This is a genomic window from Proteiniphilum propionicum (assembly GCF_022267555.1).
Lineage (GTDB): Bacteria > Bacteroidota > Bacteroidia > Bacteroidales > Dysgonomonadaceae > Proteiniphilum > Proteiniphilum propionicum.
Map to the genome: position 1 here is coordinate 3834361 of NZ_CP073586.1, position 20092 is coordinate 3854452.

The following is a 20092-nucleotide window of genomic DNA, read 5'->3' on the forward strand; positions in this document are numbered from 1 at the left end:
AGCAGCCTTTATCCGGTTATTGTTTTGAAAAATTCTATATGTACCTTTTCCCAGTGCAGATTATCAGGATCAGCAGGTGCCTTCTCTTTCTCTTTTTTACCAAAGGCAATCACACAAAGGACCTCAATGGGCATGGGTATCTGAAGTAATTCGTTTATATAATCGCCCGACGACACCTTATCAGAGTAGTAACGGTTCCTCACCTGCACCCAGCAACTGCCTATACCCAGCTCTTCGGCCTGAAGCTGCATGTTTATTGCAGCTATGGAAGCATCCTCAATCCATGCATCACTTTCAAGCGGATTACCAGCAACTATAACTGCCAGGGCAGCATCGGCAATAAAAGCGCCACTATTCGGCTTACAAGCAGAAAGCTTAGAAAGCATTTCCCTGTCTTCAACAATAATAAACTCCCAAGAATGTCTGTTTTTTGATGTAGGGGACAGCAGGGCAGCTTCAAGAATTTTTTGGGTTTCATCAGGCGACAGGTTCTCTTTTTTAAATTTCCTGATGCTTCTGCGCCTGATAAGTAAACACTGAAAATCGTTCATCTTTTCCTATTTGAAGTTTGAGTAAAAATGTTTTATCAATTCGGATACAATAATACGAAAAAATAAGCTGTTTATCACCCTTACAACTCAAAATAGCAGTGAGAAAACTCAAGCCACCTACATAAAGTTTGCAGGCCAGGATACGATAACTGTAATTTATTAAATAATTTAAGTAATATCGCACTTGCTGGTTGATTCTACACTTTTGCATTTAACATGTCAAAGTTTTTTATTTTGAAAAATATATTATAGATTTACAGAAATTTCCTAACATCATAAAATTATCAAAAGAAGCCCATGAAAATTCATGAATATCAGGCAAAAGAGATATTTGCAACATATGGCATCCCCGTTGATAGGAGTATAGTGTGCCGCTCAGTGGAAGATGCTGTGAAAGCTTACAACCATATGGATTCACAGAAAGTGATAGTAAAAGCTCAGGTACATACTGGTGGCAGGGGCAAAGCCGGTGGAGTGAAGCTTGCCACTGATGAGATAGAGTTACGCAGGCACGCTGCTTCCATTCTTGGCATGGACATTAAAGGATTCAAGGTTGACCGTATTCTCATAGGTGAGGCTGTGAATATTTCCAAAGAGTATTATGTTAGTTATGTGATTGACAGAAATTCTAAATCTACAATTCTGATGCTTAGCAAAGAGGGAGGAATGGATATTGAGGAGGTGGCCAGGTCTACACCCGAAAAAATTTACAAATTTGTGATTGATCCCTCTGCTGGTATTCCTGATTTTCTTGCTCGTGAGTCAGCATTCAAGCTCTTCGACGATATTAATCTTGTACGACAGGCAGCCTTAATTTTCCAGAAACTGTATAAATTATTTTTGGAAACAGATGCCTCTCTTGCCGAGATCAACCCGCTGGTGGTTACCGATGAGGGTAAGATCATGGCAATTGATGCAAAAATAACCTTCGATGATAATGCACTCTACCGTCATCCCAGGATTGCAGCCCTTAACGAGCCCACCGAGGAGGAGAAAAAGGAGCAGAATGCAAAGAGCAAAGGATTCAGCTATGTTAATCTGGGAGGAGAGATAGGGTGCATGGTAAACGGTGCCGGCCTAGCCATGGCTACAATGGACATGATCAAGCTCTATGGCGGTAATCCTGCAAATTTCCTCGATATAGGGGGAAGCTCCAATCCCACAAAGGTAATTGAAGCTATGAAACTGTTGCTGAGTGACAAAAATGTAAAAGTAGTGCTAATCAATATTTTCGGGGGCATCACCCGTTGCGATGATGTTGCAAATGGTTTGCTGGAAGCTTTTAAGCAAATGAAAAACAATGTACCTATCGTTATCCGCCTCACAGGTACCAATGAAAAAGAGGGGCGTGCTCTTTTGCAGGGTTCTCTTTTTCATGTTGCTGAAAACATGGGTGAGGCAACCCGGAAAGCAGTAGAATTAACAAATTACAATCAAGACTGAAAAAACATACTATGAGTATTCTTATAAACAACGATACACGACTTATCGTACAGGGAATTACCGGTCGCGATGGCGGTTTTCACGCCTCAAAAATGAAAGTTTACGGTACAAATGTTGTTGGTGGTACATCACCCGGAAAAGCGGGTGAACTTGTAGATGGCATACCAGTATTCAACACGGTAAAAGATGCTGTGATAGAGACCGGGGCCAACACATCCGTTATATTTGTTCCGGCTGCTTTTGCTAAGGACGCCATGATGGAAGCTGCAGATGCGGGTATTAATCTGATTGTCTGCATAACAGAGGGTATTCCTACCCTCGATGTGATTGAAGCGTATCACTATATCAAACAAAGAGGCTCCAGTCTTATAGGTCCCAATTGTCCGGGATTAATCTCTCCCGGGAAAAGCCTCGTAGGCATTATGCCTTCTATGATTTTCAAGCAGGGAGGTACCGGAGTAATTAGTCGCAGCGGTACTTTAACATATGAAGTTGTATATAACCTTACTGCCGGCGGCTTGGGACAGTCTACAGCCATAGGTGTTGGTGGTGACCCTGTAGTGGGGCTCTATTATAATGAGTTGCTTGAGATGTTCGAGAACGATCCTGAGACCGATTCCATAGTTTTAATAGGTGAAATTGGTGGCGATGCTGAAGAACGTGCTGCCGAATATATCAGGAAACATGTTACAAAGCCCTTAACTGCCTTTATTGCAGGACAAGAGGCTCCTCCCGACAAGCAGATGGGCCATGCAGGGGCCATCATCTCCAGCGGAACAGGCACTGCAGCCGAAAAGATAGCAGCCTTTGAGGCAGCCGGTGTTCCGGTTGCTAAAGAGCCGGCTCAAATTCCGGAACTATTAAAAAACAGGAGATACTGACAACTCATTAAAAAGCTGATTAACACTGAATATATAATATTTTAAGGCACTTCAAGAGATTTCATAAAAAACGGGTATAAAAAAAAGCGGATCAAAAAACCCGCTTTTTTTATATATAATTCTAATGTCTGAGTCTGCTCCGAAAATCCCCAAATCCAGTTTTAATAGTTTTCAACTCGCTGAAAATCAATGATGATTTTGGAAAATTTTCAGTAGAAAAGAGTTATCGGAGGGGACTCATGTCCTTAATCTGCAAAAGCATGTTTGAATCCCTGAACCTTGTTCCAGTTACCACGTGTGAAATCGGGTACAGCTACCGGAGCATTGTTATTCTCAATTGAGATGCGGCTTAGTTCAGCCAATGAGCACCATTCAGCTAAGTCGTATACATCCATATCCAAAGGCAAACCGTTCCGTAAACAATAGATCAAACGGTAATCCATAATAAAATCCATACCTCCGTGACCACCTACCTCTTTTGCCTTCTCTTCCAGCTCGCGATGAATGCGGTGTTTATATTTTTTCATCAAAGCTTCTTTTACCTCTTGCGATACATAGTTATGGGCACTCAGGTTCTCTAGATTGGGTGCAATATCAGCATCCAGGGATTTACCTTGAACAGCATAACCCTCATTGGGATATTTATTAGCAAAACCTTTTGTTCCACTAACCTGATACATACGTGAATATGGACGTGGCGACGCCACATCGTGCTGAATATGAATGGTTTTGCCATTTTCAGTTCGTATCATTGTCATTGTATTCTGACCATTGGCAAAGTTGTAAGCACTATCCGGATCCATTCCCCTCTTTTCAATGAGATATTCAGGAATATTTACCGGTTTGGTATCCATAGAAACTAATATGTTCATCTTATCCCCACGATGCAGGTTCATCACCTGAGCAGCCGGCCCCATGCCATGAGTAGCATAAACGTCACCCCTGAACTCCTTATTGTATTGCAAGCGCCAATCCCCTTCATAGTATCCCCAGAAATCGGACAGATCATGGATATACGAACCTTCGGCATGGAGTACCTCACCGAAAAGGCCTTGTTGCACCATATTCAGAGTCGTGAGCTCAAAGAAATCATATACGCAATTTTCGAGCTGCATTGCATGCTTCTGAGTCCTTTCTGCTGTGTTCACCACCGACCATATCTCATCTAGGGTCATTGATGCCGGTACTTCACATGCCACATGCTTACCCTGCTCCATTGCGTAAACCATCATTTCGGCATGATGTTTCCAGTCGGTAGCAATATAAACCAGATCAATATCATCGCGCTGACAAAGTTCTTTCCAGGCATCTTCGCTTCCGCTATATCCTGCAGCGAGGGGCAGGCCTGCTCTATCGAGTATGGTTTGTGCTTTTTCCACCCTGTCGGCGTGCAGATCGCATAATGCTACTATCTGAGTGCCTGGAATGTGTGTAAATCGCTGCACAGCTCCCGGGCCTCGCATTCCAAGCCCGATAAAACCCACCCTTACCGTATCGAGCCTGGGTGCAACCAAGCCAAGTACATCTTTTTGTCCTGCAGGACGTTCAGGCACTTCCGTTTGAATAACATAACGGGAAGGATTTTCACTGCCTGCTTTATTAACGTTTGTGGTACACGCTGCAAAAACGACAAGCAGTAATGATAAAAAAAATAAATTTGTCTTTGTCATGTTGAATAAAATTTTGAATATACTGTTTTATCTGATTATATATATTTTAAAAAGTAATTATTATTTTATTGGTCACCTGTAATAGTGTTCAATACTACAATAATTCAATCCTGAGATTAAAAATGCGACCTGAGTTTTAGTAACTGATTAATTAAAAGTTGCACTAATTATGGAATTATGCAAAATAGATGAATGTGTAATCTGCACTTTTTCAATTAAACTTCAAATATAGCATTAATTTATTTTATATAATAAATCATTCTGCATAAATTTCTATGGTTACTCAATTAAAACGTCACTTCTGTCTTATCCCCATTATATGCTATTGCAAATACTTTGGTATCATCGGTTACGAAAGAGTCCAGAGTAAAAGAAGACATGTTTGAAACAAACATTAATTTTTCATCCTTATAAACTTCGTAAGCAACCACATTTTGCCATCCTTTCATCGTTATTTTGGTCCCGCTTTTCGTAGCAGTTCCCGGCTGTACGGGTAAACGGTTTTTGAATACCTTCCAATTGGCGTCACAGATATATTCAATTTTCTCGTCAACTTCCGGGTAACCTTTGGCTTTTATGTCGGCAATGGTGCGGTCTATCTGCGTTTGGGTAACGGTAATGCGCTTTTTGCCGTAGTCGTCGACTTCGTCATCGAAGGGAGTGTAAAAGCCCCAGAGGCGGAAGAAGCGCGTGAGATCCCTGCCGGTAATGTCGCACATGATTTTGGTAAATTCCAGTTGTTGCTCGCCCGGCGTGGACTTATCGGGCGATGTACGGATTTTTTCGTACAAATCTTTATACACATCGGCATTCCCCCTTGCATTGGCAAAATAGAGCTGTAACTGCCAAAGCGGGACCAGTTTGCAGAATACGTCTCCCTCGCCGGGATGAGCTACCTTTTTCACAAAAGAATTATGGTAAGCTTTCTCATAACGGTTATTATAACGCCCCATATTCTCTGACTCCAACCGTGAAGCATTCCCCCATTGAGTCTGCACGTAGAGAGAGTGCACGTTATTGGTCACTTCCGTCATTCCGTGCCATTTAAAGCCGGGACGGGTTTGAAACGTATGCCCCATTTCATGTGCGGGTCCCCATGGAGACGATTTGAGCTGACTAACATCAAGAACGGCTTTTTGCACATCAGTTCCACTCACGTTGTATGCTGTCCGGTATGAAGTGGAATACATATACGATGTATACATAGCATGGAAATAGGCTCTGTTAACAGTCGGCCTATTATACTTCATCAGTCCCATGAACTCTTTTTCCATGCGGACCAAATCGTCGTAAGCATTGATCAGTTTATCACCGTTGTTGGCTGCATAGGTTTTCAAATCGTTTGTCGGGAATGTCAGATGGGCATGCTCGCCCAATAGATCGAAATAATCATCAACTGCCGCGCTGAGCAGTCGCGGCCAGTCTGACGCCTGATGCTTTTGCGAATCGAAATAACCGTTCACTTTCCCGGTGGCGAAATGGATTTTTACCTGGGGTGCGGTTTGCCAATCGGGCGTATGATAGAACAGATAAACCAGGCCTTTGTTGCGGACTTTCAATTTATTCACCCCCGGAGAAAGCGGATAAAAAGATGCATTATTATAGCCATCTTTACCGGGACTATTCAGGTTTTGAATTTTCAAGCTCAAAGGATATCCTCCGGTATCACCTACAAAAACCACCATTTCCTCGTTTTCCGAAACAGAAATTCCGGTGGGGTTATCCAGTAAGCTCAAGGTGGATGTTTTATTCACTCTTGCCCAATCGTCAGGATGTGGCCAGGCACGGTAGTCTTGTATGCGGAACTCCCGTGGATAGGTTCCTTTCAGCATATAAAGAGCGATATTGCGGTAGAGGTTGTTAGATACCTTTTCTATCTCATCCATTGTAATGCCGGCCTTGAGTTGCGTACAAGTAAGATCGGTAAATAGCGTGAGAGGATTGGTATTGTCAGGGTTGGTGCGATAAAACTCCATCTCGGCACATGAGGCAAAACCTTGTCCATCACCGGCACCCGAATTAACTACAAATTTAATTGATTTGGGTTTTACCAGGGTTTTTTCGAACGATACTCTAGTAGGAGACGATACACCCTGAAAATCATAATCCATCGCTTTTATGTAAGAGGGCTTATCTTCTGTTGCTACCCAAATCTCAACCTCTTTGAAAAGACCATTTGGGCCTGACGTCCGGGGGTAATAGACAATATAATCTATACTTTCCTGATTCTCGAAAAAGTATTCCAGCGTGATCGGGAAATAATTGCTCCCTGCATTGTTCCATGATGAATGGTAAAGGGTGTTCATATCACCATCAAAAGACTTTTCAATTTCTCCCCCCGGTTGGAATGAACTTGCCGTACCGCGGCTTACAGGTACTTTTAGGTCGTCTTTGATGTCGCCATCCGTGTTGCCGCTATAACCCGCTTGTGCTTTTTGTATTACGATTATTCTCTTTTCAAGCTTTCCCTCTTTTTGTTTAATAACGACCTCAGCTCTACGTTCAGTTTCTTCCGTATTCCAGTCCACCTGAAACTGATATTCTCTCTTGACCATCTCGACTGAGCGGGTTCCGGATTTTGGTTTGATCCATCCGGCATCGTCCGGAATGATGATACCATATTCAATATTCGAGGTAATTTCCAAAGAGAAATCTCCGCCGTCAGGGGATAAGGTAAATATCTCTGATGAGGCGAGTATCGCCGGTTCTGTTCCCAGCTGAACTACAGTGATCGTTTCGGAAAGATCATCGGCAACCACCCTTATTTCACCGTGCCTGGATTCGAATTCAGTATTCTCCGAAACCACCACGCGCAGAATGGAGCCGATGCGGGTTGCTTCCATCCATGTCCTGGCATCCGGCTGTACCATGACCGTCCAGTTTTCGATGCTCGTCTTCACAGGAATATCGCGAGTAGTTGATACTGAATTGAAATTCAGTGTTTGGGTTTCAATGGTAAGAAAAGGAGGAATATGCTCCTGTTTATCCGTACAAGAGAACAAGAATCCCGTCAGAAACAGGGTGAACAGAAATAAAATTGACTTTCGTTTCATCGCCTATATCGATTAAACAAGAAAATTAGCACATTTTATCATGAATCTTCCATTCATGTACTATCTTTTTTGGGGCTTGGGCAGGTTCATTTTCTTTATGGCATTTTTTACCCGTTACAAGTCCGCTATAAATCATAAATCAGTTGTTGAAAAATGGGGACAATTTTGTATTCCCATTTTTCAACAACTATGGGCTATTTCTATATTAGAACACAAACATTCAAATTTTACAATTATAGAAAAGCCCCATATACATAAAGCTCTGCTAACGTAAAATAGACAACATTATTTCTCGGATTACTAAATGTAAGTCGTATGTAACGAATGTTGGGAAGAGCATCTAAACTATAAATGATCTCAACGTTTCGAGTTGTCGGGAAATCATCGTAACTTCCGTATATTTTCCAGTCAGAGCCATCCAAACTGCCTTCCACAATAAAATCGGTGGGCGCATTTTTCGCATTATTATGATTTCTGTTATAGAAGCCCAACTTCGTTACGATACGACTGCTCAACATATCAAAAGTAACATGATGAGGAAACGGATCTGACGCCCTCCAGTTTGTTTGCCAAAAAGTCCCCAAATTGCCATCCAATATTTTTTCAGGAGACTCACCTGTACCGCTTTGTGAACTAAAATCTACAATCATCCACTCACTTCTATCTTCAAACCGAACTTCCTGGTATGGTTGTATGGAAGCAGTCTTTATTTCAGAAAACTGAAGGAAGTTTCTCGGATTAGATGTATAGTAACTGAAAACCTGTTCCTCGGGATGTACACCTAATACATATCTTTTTCCGCTTGATTCAGATGATATCGATGTATATAATTGTCGCACTCCATCACTGTCTAAATAATCCACATTTATTTGGATATCTTTGCCTGTTGGATTCTCCCAACGAACAGCTACACCACCTACTACAGGTTCAATAGCTAAAGTCTCAGCCGCGATCTTATAGGCAGGCTCCAAAGGGGTAGCATCGATACATATAGGGTCGGACAGGTTGCCGTTTTTATCTGCTGTTCTGATCGAAAAACTATATTCCACAGCGTGCAAATTCGTAATCAATGCCTCCTCAGAAAAACGACTAAATGCATATCGCTTATCTTCTCCATCGCTTATAAAATCAACACGTACATATTCAACATCTTGCTCCTGAGGAAAATTCCACGTAAAAGCAATTTCACCATACCCGACCTCATAGGTAACCTCTCCGATGGTTGGCAAGGTAACAACTGTTTCTTTATCGCAAGACAAAAGGAATAAAAGAAACGCCAAAAATATTGTTTGAAAATACATTAATCTATTCATCATCTCATGTGTTTGTTTTACATATTGTACACTCTGAAGGTCCAGCAATCATCAGTATCCGGGATTTTGCACTAAATTTTTATTCCGCTGTACATCTGTATATGGGATCGGCATTAAATAATTTCTTGGAGATGCAAAGTTTCGTAGAATATTAGGAGCATTCCCCCCTGCAACAACACGGCCATCCAACGGCGTTGGAGTACAGAATTCGTTAAAATTATTTGTCATGATATTATTTCCTACAGGAGTAGCATCGAAATATTCTTCGGCTAAAAGCCATCTTCGCATATCCCAGAAATTTTGATGCTCCATGTACATTTCAATCATACGTTCCCGGCGAACAATTTCTCTCATCTTTGCTTGCGTCAGTGAAACGCCTATCCTTCCCCAAGCTGTTTCAAGGGTTGGAATTCCTGCTCGTTCACGAATCTTGTTGAGATATAGTTTTGCTTCATCTAAATCTCCCGATTCGACACATGCTTCAGCATAATCAAGATATAGCCCACCTAATCTGACTACCGGCCAAGGGTATTCTCTATGCCCTCCTCCTCCTGAATTCGAGGCGGGATGAACACCTTTTTTATTAAGAAATCCTGTTGGACTATAGTTATTACTACGCTGTTGAATACCACAAGATTGGTTCCGCATAAATTGCGTTAAAACCTTCATTTTTTTAATACCGCGTAGATTTGACTCCTTGTACGCATCATTACCGGAACCCTGAGTATATCTTCCCTGACACTCGTAGTAACCGTTATGAAAACTTATCCATGCATAATAACGCGGTTCCCGGTCAATATTCATCTTCTGAGTTTGTCCTTCACCGTTGATATCATCTTCATCAAACACCGTAGGTGAAAATCTCTCCTCATAATCAAATTCGGGATCCTGATCGATGGGAAGTCCATTTTTTGAATAGAACCGGTCCAACATGGTTAAGGTAGGTGAAATACCATTCCATGAATTTCCTTGGTGCCATGGTCTGGATTTATTCTGCATAGAATAAAAACCCTCCGAACGTGCATCAATCCAAATATGCTTCTGTCAATGCTACCCAATACGTAGCACCGCGTGAGAGCAGATCCTGATTAAACACATACTTGGGGTGATGCACCATAAACGTGTCGCCATTACCCATCATGCAGTAAGTACCCGCCTTCTTTTGCAGCATAAATGCAAAATCTTCGCTACCCATATACGGGTGCATTCCGTAAACGGCGTTCTCTTCGCCAAAAGTTTCCTGAGCAACCTTGTAAGCCCATTGTGTGTTTTCGGGAGTGTTGACAAGCACGGCATCAGCCACTCCTTCATGGATTTCGTATCCGCAGTTAAAGGCTTCGGCTTGCGCTTTGGTGATGCTGCGCACTTTGTCGAGTACCAACGTTCGAAAAGTCCGTCGGCAAGCAACCCGATGGCTTTTTCGCCGTCGCCCACGGTCTCGATGCCACAATTCCCGTTCCGCCAATGCCTTCCGCCACGGCGTAGTCCCACTCTTTCATTTCACCCTGAAATGTTGAAACCCGGGATATTTCCTTTAACTGCTTATTGTGGATAAGCGGTTAGCTATAAAATATAACCTGACACAGTTTGATTTACACAACCTAACAAAAATTTAATGGATATAACGTTTCACATTTGCTCTTTTATTCTAGCTTCCAGTGTGTTGTAAAGATAGAGGTAGGTTCCCCTCTGTTAGCCTGCTGATAATATACAGTTAAAATACTTTCATCATCTAACTGAACGCTTGCCGGATACCCCAAGTCACCATTAAAAGCATCAGCGAGAACTATTTCATTTTTAATATCCCAGGTTTTTCCTTCATCCCGGCTGATACATGCTCTCTCGCCGTAAGGTTCTTTTCTGTAGCCATATACAACAAGTAGCCAACCGTTTTTCAACTCCAACAGGTGAGGAGGATAGCCCCAAATCGGGGTTTGATGCAACATAGTCCATGTTTTACCCCCGTCATGACTCTCTGATTGCAATAGAAACTTTTCGTTATTATTCGGTTCATTCCGAAACATGGCAATAATTTTACCGCTTCTTGTTTCTACCAAGTGTGGTTCACTGATACCTGTAATCGATCCGCTTTCAGTTTTGAACGTTGCAATTACCTGCCAACTCTGTCCATCATCCATCGATTGTTCTGCGACAAGTGCTGGCAATCCATTCCATGTACCATTCCCAATATAAAGCAAGCGCCCGTCGCGTAGTTGAATGGGGCCATGGGGTGCAGTAGATGAAGTACGAACCGGCTTTTCCCATGTCTTACCACCATCTGTAGACCTACGCGTCCAGTTTCCCAACCAGATCTTTTTTATTTCATCAGGTATTTTTTCAGCCACACGGGCATATTTCTGATAGGTCCATTTCCATGCAGGGCTTGCATAAGTCAGTGAAGTAAACCAACTAATCAGCAGTGTCCCCTTTTGGGTTTGAATAATACCGGCATCTCTGTCGTCTAATGGCGTATTGTTAATGGTCTCCGGTTTACTCCAAGTTTTACCGTTGTCTCTACTACGTATCAATTGTGTTTTACCCCAGGGACAAACATGGGAATCCCTATCACCCGAATAAACAATAATCAGTTCCCCCTCCTCTGTCTTTGCAATGGTGGGCCATCCAAGATAACGATTCGATTCCAAAAAAGGATCCGTAGGTTTCACATGGCCATTTTCGTCAATCGACTGTCCAATAATATACAGTTTCCCTGGCTCCTTGCATACTAGCTTTGTTTCAATGATAGTAGCAATTTTATTTGGAGAGATTTTGAAATTTTTAATCATTCCCTTCTTATGATGATTGCTGATTTTTTCGCCATGCAAGTGACTATTAAGGAGGGAACCTGTTGTTATCATTCCTAATGATTTTATGAAATTACGCCGGTTATAATTCTTGTTCATTTATTATTTTATTCTGTTGATAAACACTATTATAATATCTTTATATTCAAAAATGTTTTGTGGGTATATCCGTTCGATAAAGCAGATGTAACCTGATAAGCTGTTTAAGCGTATAAAATAGCCTGCAAGCTTTTCCGTTAAGCCAAATGAATAGAGCCAATCTTGCTTGAGTTATTCATGACGGGGGAAAGCTTTACTTTAGTGAATCGAAAACGGGTTACAAAACGTTTGTTGATCGCAAGATTTGGCTGTTATCAAAACACATGCGAAAGTTCAGTTAATTAGTTGTTGAAAAATGGGTATATCTCCCATTTTTCAACAACTATGGGCTATTTCTATTTAGAACAAAAACATTCAAATTTTACAACTATAGAAAAGCCCCATACACATACAGCTCTGCTAACGAAAAAAAGACAACATTATTTCTTGGATTACTAAATGTTACTCGTAAATAACGAATGCTAGAAAGAGCATCTAAACTATAAATGATCTCAGTGTTTCGAGTTGTCGGGAAATCATTGTAGCTTCCGTATATTGTCCAATCAACACCATCCAGACTGCCTTCCACAATAAAATCAGTAGGTGCATTTTGTGCATTATTATGATCTCTGTTATAAAAACCCAGCTTAGTTACAATACGACTGCTCAACATATCGAAAGTAACATGATGAGGAAATGGATCTGCCGCCCTCCAGTCCGTTTGCCAAAATGTGCTCAAATTGTCATCAAATATTCTCGTGGGAGGCTCATTCTGACTACTTTGCGAAGTAAAATCTACGATAATCCACTCACTTTTATCTTGAAACCGGACTTCCTGATAAGGTTTAATGGAAGCTGTTTTTATTTCAGATAACTGAAGGAAGTTACCCGGACCAGAAGTATAGTAACTGAAAACCTGTTCCTCGGTATGTACACCTAACACATATCGTTTCCCGGTTAATTCAGATGATATTGATGTATATAATTGCCGTACTCCGTCACCGTCTAGATAGTCTACGTTTATTTGGATATCTTTTCCCGTTGGATTCTCCCAACTAACAGCCACTCCTCCTATAACAGGTTCGATTTTTAAACTTGAAGCTACTACCTTGTAAGCAGGCTCCAAAGGAGTTGCATTAATGCATATGGGAGCAGACATGTGGCCTGTTTTGTCAGCTGTTCTGATTGAAAAAGTATATTCCCGGCTTTGTAAATTCATAATCAAAGCGTCTTCTGCATAACGACTAAAGGAATATAATTTGTCTTCTCCCTCATCCGAGAAATCAACGCGTACATATTCAACATCTTGTTCTTGAGGAAAATTCCAATTAAAGGAAATTTCTCCATACCCGACCTCATAGGTAACCTCTCCTATGGTTGGTAAAGTGATAGCTGTTTCTTTATCGCAAGAAAAGAGGAATAAAAGAAACGCCAAAATAATTGTTTTAAAATAAATTAATCTATTCATTATCTCTTGTGTTATTTTACATATTATGCATTTTGAAAGTTCTGCAATAATCAGTATCCAGGATTTTGTACTAAATTTTTATTTTTCTGTACCTCTGTATATGGGATAGGCATTAAATAATTTCGTGGAGATGCGAAGTTTCGTGGGATATTAGGAGAATTTCCCCCTGCTACAACACGACCATCCAACGGTGTTGGAGTACAGAACTCTTCAAAATCGTTTGTCATGATATTATTTCCTACAGGAGTGGCATCGAAATATTCTCCAGCCAAAAGCCATCTTCGCATATCCCAGAAATTTTGATGCTCCATATACATCTCTATCATACGTTCCTGGCGAACTATTCCTCTCATCTTTGCTTCAGTGAGTGAAACCCCTATACTTCCCCAAGCCGTTTCAAGAGTTGGAATTCCTGCTCGTTCACGGATCTTGTTGATATATACTTTTGCTTCATCTAAATCTCCCGATTCAACACATGCTTCAGCATAGTTAAGATATAACTCACCTAATCTGACCACCGGCCATGGGTATTCTCTATGCCCACCTCCTCCTGAATTTGATGCAGGATGAACACCTTTTTTATTGAGAAAACCCGTTGGGCTATAGTTATTGCTACGCTGTTGAACACCACAGGCCTGGTTACGCATAAATTGAGTTAAAACCTTCATATTATTTATACCGCGGAAATTTGAGTCCTCGTATGCGTTATGCCCAGAACCCTCATAGTATCTTCCCTGGCACTCGTAATAACCGTTATGGAAACTTATCCATGCATAATAACGCGGTTCCCGGTCAATATTCATCTTTTGTGTTTGTCCTTCACCGTTGATATCATCTTCATCAAAAACCGTGGGTGAAAATCTTTTCTCATAATCGAATGCAGGATCCTGATCTATGGGAAGTCCGTTTTTTGAATAAAAACGGTCCAACATTGTCAATGTAGGTGAAATACCATTCCATGAATGTCCTATGAGCCATGGCCGGGATTTATTCTGCATAGAAAAAAATCCCTCCGGACGTGCATCGATCCAAATATGTTCTTTACTTGCTTTATCAACCAGCGTAAACCTCAGTGCCCGTTGAATGGGATCCGCAGGTTCAGGCAAATCCCCGGCAGTCGCATCTGCCGGCATATAAAGCCTATGCCCAACTGCTTCTGCAGCCTCAATCGCTTCTTTGCACGCTTCTTTTGCACGCGACCATTTATTAACATCAAAAGTAGTGTTAATCAATGAAGTCCCATCGGGATTTTTAAAATCAGCATACATGCTATTACCATTGTACAATGGTGAAGCTGCATATAGCAACATGCGTGATTTAATTGCTTTAGCCGCAACGCTGGTAGCTAATCCCATCAACCGATTTGACCTATTAGCGGGAAGTCTTAAGGCAACATCATCAAACCTTTCAGCAATCCAATCTACACATTCATCATAAGGAGTTCGTCCCAAAAAATCCTTGGGAGAAGTATTTATTACAGGTTCCTCTTTTACCAATATTATCGGGCCATAACAACGTAAAAGCAAGAAATGATAATAGGCAATCAAAAAATCGACTTGTGCTATATAGTCATCTTTACTGCTTTGGTCTAAATTGGGAACCTTATCAATGTTATTAATTAATAAATAACACTGTTTTATACCCGAAAAAAGTGTGTTCCAATAAGAGATAAACGGATCATTGGCAGTATAATTTCCTTTAGGAAATTGAGCAAATGTCTCATGCTCAAAAGCAGTCACTATTTCGTCACCGGTTAACCAATCTAAAGAGATGACCGCTTCTCTTGAATTTGGGATGTAGGAGTAACACGAATAAAGAAAATTTTCGGCAGCTTCTATAGTTCTGAAAGCATCATCTTCTGTAGTTACTTCGTCAGGCACAACATCCAGGTAGTTGCAAGAAATGACACCAATTGTCAATAATATGAATAATAATTTATATAATTTCATTTTTCCACTTTTTTAGTTTATTGTCATCTGAAATCCAATATTAAAAACTCTCGTTGTCGGATATTGTAATCCACTTCCACCACCTTGTTCCGGATCCCAAAGTTTAAATTTTGAAAATGTTAACAGATTTGTTCCGCTTAGATAAAAACGCATATTTTTTAAATTGTAACCGATTTCAGCATTTTTGAGTTTTAAAAATGAAGCATCTCGCAACCAAAAACTTGAGGCTTCCGTATTATTACCATGGGTGGTTTGAGTCAGTCTGGGATAATCTGCATGTAAATCCTGATTATTCGGACTCCAGTGACTATCAACAATCCATTTCATCACGTTCTTGCGTGTGTTAGTTCCAAATGGATGCATATTCGACAACATCATGGAGGTTCGTGCTGCCCCCTGGAAGAGAAACCCGAAATCACATTTTTTATAGCGAATACTGGGCCCAAAACCATAAATAATCTCAGGGACAGTAGGATAACCCATTCTAATACGATCATTATTTGTAATCAGGCCATCCGTTTCGCCAAATCTATTCGGGATATCTTTATACTTAATATCACCAACTCCTACATTCCCCGATATTTGTTGCTCAGGACGATTTGCAATCTCTCCTTCATCAATAAACAATCCTTCTGCAACATAACCAAGGTGAGTATTCAATGAGCTTCCTACATTTACCAAGTTTGGATAATCCTGATCGATCGGTTCATCATACTTTGTGATTTCATTTCGGGCAAAAGTAAATGTCCCTTTCATTTGAATAATAAAATCTCTATTAACCTGCTTACTATAATCAACTAAAAAGTCAAAACCTTTGTTCCTTACAGCAGCAGTATTAGCATAGACAGCAGTATTAGCCGTGCCTAAATAGTTTGGAATAGTCGCCCGCTGTTGGAAGATATTGCTTCTTTCCTCTCTGAAAAAATCAGCAGAAATTCTAAAATCATCAAACAGATGCAAATCGAGACCCAGGTTAATTTTCTCACCGGTCTCCCAAGTTAAATCATAATTGGGGTATCGGTTATATACTGGACCGCTTTTGGAGTAATTCATATCAATCCCAGTTGTAAAACCTTTCCCGGTTAAAGACACGTCTGACATATAAACAAAACGTTCCCCCCCGATACGATCATTACCTACTAAACCCCATGAACCTCTTAATTTTAAATGGCTAACAACAGGCAACAATGGTTCAAACCAAGATTCTGAGCTTATATTGTACCCTCCTGCAACTGACGGAAAGAAACCAAAGCGATTTCCTTCGGAAAAATTTTCGGAACCATTGTATCCGAAGTTAAATTCGAGCAAATATTTATTATCGTATGCATAGGATAATCTTCCCGCCACACTCTGTGTTCTTTGAGGCAATGAGTTATATAAACGCTGCAGCGATTTGTCGGCAGAAATGTTATTTAGGTTAAACTGATCTTGATTGTAGATAAATAAAGCATTCAAATCATGCTTACCAAAACTCCTTGCCCAATTTAAATTTGCCTGAAGGTAAAACAAACGACTACCTGAAGTACCGCCGTTTGTTCCCAGCACCGGCGTTACTTCTTCAACTTGCCTTGCCAGTTCATAATCTACAGTATTGTCAGGATGACGAGTGTAATTAGAAACTCTAAACATATTGTAAGGAGCTGAACGATAGGTAGATGTTGATGACCAGTTTTTAAAAGAAACCAATGTGGCAAATGAGAGACCTTTAACAATGAAATCAAGCCCCTGATCAAACCGAAGGTTGGCCACCACGGTGCTTTCAAATTGATTTTGGTATCCACTTACAAAGTCCGCTAACGGGTTACGGGCTCCTTCATTTCCAAAAGCGTAACCTCCCCAGCGAGCATAATGAACCAACGGATCATCCGGATACATTATTGGGAAATCAACCGGATTAATATACATTATATTGTTATAGAGATTGCTAACACTGGTGTTTGGACCTTTTCTGTCCATCAAGTTTACATTTAAGCGCAGAGAAAACTTCGATGACTTACTCAAATAAGCATTTACATTATTCTGTAAATTATAGCGCATTAGATCGATATTGTTGTCAAAAGAATAAAAATCTTTACTTCTGTTTTGTAATATTCCGTTCTCATGTGTTAGAGAAATACTGCTAAAATAATCTGCTTTACTGCCACCACCACGTATGTTAAAATTAAATTTCTGGTTAAACGCTGCATCTTTGAATATCTCATCATACCAGTTAACATTGGGATAAACATATGGATTTAAATTGTTCTCCGTACCATATATTTTATCTTGCGAATAGAGTAATGAAGTCCCTAAATTTCCTACCGCTTCATTAAATAGCTTCATATAAGTAACCCCGTCGGCAAGTTTTATTTTACTCGTGGGCATAGCTACATTGCCTTCTATGCGATAATTTATTATAGGCTTAGATAAGTCGGAACCTGTTTTCGTTGTAATGATCATTACGCCATTAGCCCCTCTGGACCCATACATAGCAGTGGCTGTGGCATCCTTCAATATAGAGAATCCATCAATAATTTCAGGATCAAGTGCATTTAGGTCACCTGCCGATATTTCGACACCATCAAGTACAATAAGAGGCGAAGTTGCACCACTAATTGTAGAAATACCACGAATATAAAAACTGGCCCCGTCAGCACCAGGCTGTCCTGTCCGCTGGTAAGAGATTACTCCCGCCAAGCGACCTGCAAAACTGGTTGAAAGATTTGCAGAGGGTACTCTCAATTCTCCTGGATTCACTGTTTGTATTGAACCGACCATTGTTTCTCGTTTCTGTCCGGTTCCAAAAGCGGTAATAACCACCTCCTCCAACGCCTGGGTATCAGGATGCAATTCTATTTGGGCTAAATCAGTACGATTGTCCACTTCAATTCTTAAATCCTGATATCCGATATAAGTGATCAGGAGCACATCGGAACTTCCTGAAACAGATATTGAGAAATTACCGTCAATATCCGTGACAGTTCCCCTGTCTGTACCTTCAACACGTATATTGGCACCAATTATTGTCTCATGGGTCTGTGCATCAACAACTTGCCCAACCACATTACGTCGTTTGGGCTGTTGCATCATATTCATGTTGCTTCCTGAAGAAACCTTGCGTGTAACTATCACATTATTACCTCTGACCGAGATATTATATCCGGCAAAAATTGCTCTTGCTACCTTTTCAATGGACTCGTCAACTACATTCAAATTAATTATTTGCGAGACGTCCACATCATTATTATTATACACAAATTTGTAATTTGTCTGCTTTTCAATAGCTTTTACAGCCTCAATAATGGTAATATTATTGAGTTTAATATTTATCAGCTCGTTCTGTACTATGGCTTTTGCCTGTGATGTCATGATAAATGAAAACAAACTGATAAAAAAGAAGAATATTCGTAAGTAAGTCGTTAATTTACCAAAAAAAAAGGATGAATCATTCTGTTTTTGTATGTTCAACATGTTCTTTTATGTTATTTTTGTTATGTAATTAGCTTCTTCCCTGTTTTACGCTTTAACCGGGCGAACAGAATAAGAAGAAACGTTAATTCAAAAACTTAGGGCAGATGAATAATTTCATTTGCCCTTTCATATTTACTCTTTCTGTTTATCTCATAGGCAACGTTATTTTAAGGATTATCTATTCAATTATTATCATCTCGTTACTATTTTTTTTCCACGATAAAGATGTAATTTGCTCCAATATGCTTAAGGTCTCACTCAATGGTTCTTCATCAAGCGTGAATGATACCGGAGTATTCAACAAATCACTGTTATTACATTGGATTTCCACATTATACCATCGTTCCATTTGTGTAAAGACGTCTCTCAACCGTCTGTTTTCAAAGATCAGGCTGCTCTTTCTCCAACTGGTGTAATCAGTAGCATTTACATTTTTCACTATTGTTGATCCATCAATATGATTGTAAACAACTTGCTGATTGGGTTTCATCTGCAATGCTTCTCCCGATTTATTAAATTTCAGGTTTATCTTGCCAGATTCTAAAACCGTTTCGGTTTTAGAGGATTCTCCGCAATCGCTCACCAGAAAAAGTGTGCCTAGCACTTCTATCGTTATATTGTCAGTTTCTACAACGAAATTCCTTCCTTGGTCTGGTTGCACATCGAAAAGCGCCTCTCCGGTTAACCTGACTTTCCGTGAATGGTTGAATTTGAGGGAATAACTAAGCATGCTGTGTGCATTAAGCCACACATGAGATCCGTCTGGTAGAAAGACCTCTTTTTTTGTATCTTCAGATGAGACCGTTAATATTTCGTCACCGAAAAACACATTTGGAAGAAACAACTGTAAACTGATCAGCAAAAGAATAACTGCAGCAGCCGCTCCCGAGATCCATTTTAATAGAGTGCGCCGTTTCCTCAGTTTTTGTCTTTCAAAGAATTTAATCAGTTGATTTCGCACAATTGTTTTATCTTGCAGCGCTATTGTTGATTCCTCCCAAGACTTTGCCATCTCCCGGAAATATGCTTTATTTTCTTTCGACTGTATTATCCAAAACTCCAACTGCTTCTTTTCTTCAGAACTAATTTCGTTATCAAGATATTTGGATATCAGTACATTATATTCAATTTGCTCATGTAGCATAGATACTTCTTCCTTATGGTGTTTTAATATATCACGAATGAGAAGCAAAATACCCTACCCTGTCTCGCATGTTTTTAAAATATAATTTTCGGATATAATATTTCAACACTTCGGCAATTTATTAAAACAATTCCTATAATTCGCTGAATACCAGCAGAATATGGCACTTTTAAGAATCAAGGGTAACTTATTGACTGTCTTTATTATAAATTAAGTTTTAACGAGGCATTGATATTTGAGTCTGCTCCCAAAATACTTAAAAAAAATGTTTATTTTTAATACATTGGA

13 protein-coding genes are annotated in these 20092 nt (G+C 40.2%); 2 read left to right on the forward strand and 11 right to left on the reverse strand.

The window, feature by feature from the left end:
* Nucleotides 1–8: 8 nt before the first annotated feature.
* On the reverse strand, nt 9–551 hold the full coding sequence (locus KDN43_RS16075) for a nitroreductase family protein (RefSeq protein WP_238867598.1): 543 nt from the start codon (nt 549–551) through the stop codon (nt 9–11).
* Between the two features lie 297 nt (nt 552–848).
* On the opposite strand from KDN43_RS16075, the gene sucC reads away from it, so the two are divergent.
* Together sucC and sucD are read left to right on the forward strand one after the other, a co-directional pair.
* Nucleotides 849–1994, forward strand: coding sequence for an ADP-forming succinate--CoA ligase subunit beta (gene sucC / locus KDN43_RS16080; protein ID WP_238867599.1), 1146 nt, complete (start codon nt 849–851; stop codon nt 1992–1994).
* A gap of 11 nt (nt 1995–2005) precedes the next feature.
* Nucleotides 2006–2875, forward strand: coding sequence for a succinate--CoA ligase subunit alpha (gene sucD, locus KDN43_RS16085; protein WP_238867600.1), 870 nt, complete (start codon nt 2006–2008; stop codon nt 2873–2875).
* Between the two features lie 245 nt (nt 2876–3120).
* Here the strand turns inward: sucD and KDN43_RS16090 are convergent, their stop codons facing one another.
* From KDN43_RS16090 to KDN43_RS16135, 10 genes are all read right to left on the reverse strand, one after another.
* Complete coding sequence (locus KDN43_RS16090; RefSeq protein WP_238867601.1) at nt 3121–4545, reverse strand: Gfo/Idh/MocA family protein; 1425 nt, start codon at nt 4543–4545, stop codon at nt 3121–3123.
* 287 nt (nt 4546–4832) lie between these two features.
* Nucleotides 4833–7598: a M60 family metallopeptidase gene (locus KDN43_RS16095; protein WP_238867602.1), complete on the reverse strand. Its 2766-nt coding sequence runs from the start codon at nt 7596–7598 to the stop codon at nt 4833–4835.
* A gap of 233 nt (nt 7599–7831) precedes the next feature.
* Nucleotides 7832–8914 carry a discoidin domain-containing protein gene (locus KDN43_RS16100; protein ID WP_238867603.1) on the reverse strand — a complete coding sequence of 361 codons (1083 nt, stop codon included), beginning with the start codon at nt 8912–8914 and terminating at the stop codon, nt 7832–7834.
* A gap of 48 nt (nt 8915–8962) precedes the next feature.
* On the reverse strand, nt 8963–9946 hold the full coding sequence (locus KDN43_RS16105; protein WP_327065957.1) for a RagB/SusD family nutrient uptake outer membrane protein: 984 nt from the start codon (nt 9944–9946) through the stop codon (nt 8963–8965).
* Entirely contained in the window at nt 9936–10292 is a 357-nt protein-coding gene (locus tag KDN43_RS16110) for a M20/M25/M40 family metallo-hydrolase (protein ID WP_238867605.1), read from the reverse strand. The genes KDN43_RS16105 and KDN43_RS16110 overlap by 11 nt, the downstream gene beginning before the upstream one ends.
* 262 nt (nt 10293–10554) lie before the next feature.
* Nucleotides 10555–11814 (reverse strand): sialidase family protein, encoded by a 1260-nt coding sequence (locus KDN43_RS16115; RefSeq protein WP_238867606.1) that lies wholly within the window; start codon nt 11812–11814, stop codon nt 10555–10557.
* Nucleotides 11815–12181: 367 nt separating this feature from the next.
* Complete coding sequence (locus tag KDN43_RS16120; protein WP_238867607.1) at nt 12182–13261, reverse strand: discoidin domain-containing protein; 1080 nt, start codon at nt 13259–13261, stop codon at nt 12182–12184.
* A 50-nt stretch (nt 13262–13311) separates the two neighbouring features.
* Nucleotides 13312–15210: a RagB/SusD family nutrient uptake outer membrane protein gene (locus tag KDN43_RS16125; protein ID WP_238867608.1), complete on the reverse strand. Its 1899-nt coding sequence runs from the start codon at nt 15208–15210 to the stop codon at nt 13312–13314.
* 12 nt (nt 15211–15222) lie between these two features.
* Nucleotides 15223–18558, reverse strand: a complete 3336-nt coding sequence (locus KDN43_RS16130) for a TonB-dependent receptor (RefSeq protein WP_238867609.1) — start codon at nt 18556–18558, stop codon at nt 15223–15225.
* 280 nt (nt 18559–18838) lie between these two features.
* A complete protein-coding gene (locus KDN43_RS16135) occupies nt 18839–19804 on the reverse strand; it encodes a FecR family protein (RefSeq protein ID WP_238867610.1) in 966 nt (321 codons plus the stop codon).
* Nucleotides 19805–20092: the final 288 nt, after the last annotated feature.